Genomic DNA, 2,147 nt, shown 5'->3' with positions numbered 1-2,147 from the left:
TCTGGCCCATGCCCTTCATCTTGTTGAAGCGCGGGAAGTTCATCAGCATCGCGAAGGAGGCGAACAGCTGCAGGCCTTCGGTGAAGGCGCCGAAGACAGCCATTGAGACGGCGATGTCCTCATTCGTCTCGCAGCCGAACTGGCCGAGATAGTCGTGCTTGGCCGACATCTCCTTGTATTCCATGAAGGCTGAGAATTCCGCATCCGGCATGCCGATCGTCTCGAGCAGCAGGGCATAGGCCGCTATGTGGATCGTCTCCATGTTGGAGAAGGAGGCCAGCATCATCGACACTTCCACCGGCTTGAAGCGCGGCATGTAGTTGGTCATGTAATTGGCGCCGACTTCGACATCCGACTGGGTGAAGAAGCGGAAGATCTGGGTCAGCAGGTTGCGCTCGGCGTCCGACAGCTTGACCGCCCAGTCCTTGCAATCCTCGCCGAGGGGAACCTCCTCCGGCATCCAGTGAACCTGCTGCTGCTTCTTCCAGAACTCGTAAGCCCAGGGATAGCGGAACGGCTTGTAGGCATGGCTCGGGGTGAGCAGGCCCGGAACGTTTGCGTTACCGTCAGCCATGGAAATTCTCCTTCGTGTGCGAACATCTCTGTACGCTCCAGACACCACATATAGTGCTCAAATTTCGTTAACGCCGCAAGATGTGCACATGGCCGCACCAGCGAATTTCACAATGAATTATCAGTCCTTGCCGTTCCGGCAGACCTTCGAACGGCACAAGCCGGTTCGCTTCAGGGCAATTTCGACCTGTTCGAGGTCGCTATCCGTATAGGCAAGAAAGCCGATGCGCGCGATCTTTGTGTCCGGCCAGGACAGCAGGTATTCGTGGGCGGTCTCGACAATCTCGGAGGTAACTTCTTGCTGAGAGCCGCTGCGGCCGCGATTTCCAAAGAGGGGGAACAGGACCGACCGTATCATCGAGCTGGACTGCATCTTGGTCGTGAACTTGCTATTGTATTCATCGATCGCTTCCAGAGAGTTGGTGACGCAATTGGTGAACGATTTGATCAGCTGGTAGCCCTTTCCCGGCTCGCCGTGATGGGCGGCAACGTGGATCAGCAGCTTTACGCCGTTAGATCGGCGAAGCGCGCCGGGAGGCGTGGTTACCACTGTTCCCGGCTCGACTCCGGCCCAAGTCCGCCCGCCCAGGACGCGCCGGAGTTCGCCATACACAGCGTCCCGGGTCACGTGGCCGCGCTTGTCGCGGTAAGATCCACGATAGCGGATCAGCGCCGAAACCGAGGCGTCATGCATCCGGGCGAGTTCCATCCGCGTGTTCTCCGGGTTCACCCAGGCATCCACATCATCTATGTTACCGATATCGCCCGTGATGATCTCGAACTGTTTGTCTGCAGCAGCAGGATACAAGTGGCGCGCCCGCGTGGCGATGACCTTTGCTGGCAGCGCCACGTTAAGGCCCGGAACGACGGTGTGGACGAGGCTGTCCTGGGTGCGCCGGTCAAGGCTGTTGGAAATGATTGATTCGAGCAAGCTCTGGCTCTCGGCAAGAATATCGTCCTCTTCGGGGCTTTCGCCCGAAGGAACGGTATAGTCGACTGCCCGCATGCCGGCGATGTTGAATGGAATGTTGCTGCCGGCATCGCGGATGATAACTGTGCCGGAGCGCCGGGCAGTGTGACGTACACCAAGTTCGTACATGACGTTCGGGTTGCCCATGGTGATATCCACGATAGCAAGCTCCGAATTGACGATGTACTCGATCATTTCCTTATGGATCATCCCGGCCTGACTGACCTTGTCTGAGCGGATACATTCGATTCCGAGTCCGCGGACAACAGGCTCGATCAGCCGGTTATAGACCGCATCGAAGTCGTAGGTGCGGCCGGAGATGGGTTCGGTCCGCACGCCGAATGGCATGATGACGAAGCATCGCCGCCCTGTATTGACGACCGAGCTTTCTTGTTCAGAATCGGCATTCTCGCCGTTAAATCCGCCGTCCATCTGACCTCACCCCGCGCTGCGCGAATGCAAACTGCAGTTCACCCCGGCCTTGCGAGGATCGGGTTCGCAGGCTTTAGCGAGATGGAACTACCAAAACGGGCAACTGGCAAGAGGCCGCTCAGGCCTTGCCCGGGCCTCTTGGGGCCCCGGCGGGCTTCAGGCCGAGGCGGTG

Annotated in this window: 2 protein-coding genes; both read right to left on the bottom strand. The window is 58.6% G+C overall.

The window, feature by feature from the left end:
* The coding region (locus WEA77_RS12975) for a ribonucleotide-diphosphate reductase subunit beta (protein ID WP_368068303.1) at positions 1 to 574 on the bottom strand (574 nt) is incomplete at its 3' end.
* A gap of 120 nt (positions 575 to 694) precedes the next feature.
* Positions 695 to 1,975: a macro domain-containing protein gene (locus tag WEA77_RS12970; protein WP_368068302.1), complete on the bottom strand. Its 1,281-nt coding sequence runs from the start codon at positions 1,973 to 1,975 to the stop codon at positions 695 to 697.
* Positions 1,976 to 2,147: the final 172 nt, after the last annotated feature.

It is taken from the genome of Hyphomonas sp. (assembly GCF_040882205.1).
Taxonomy (GTDB): Bacteria; Pseudomonadota; Alphaproteobacteria; order Caulobacterales; family Hyphomonadaceae; genus Hyphomonas.
This window is presented reverse-complemented; position numbering and strand designations above follow the sequence as displayed.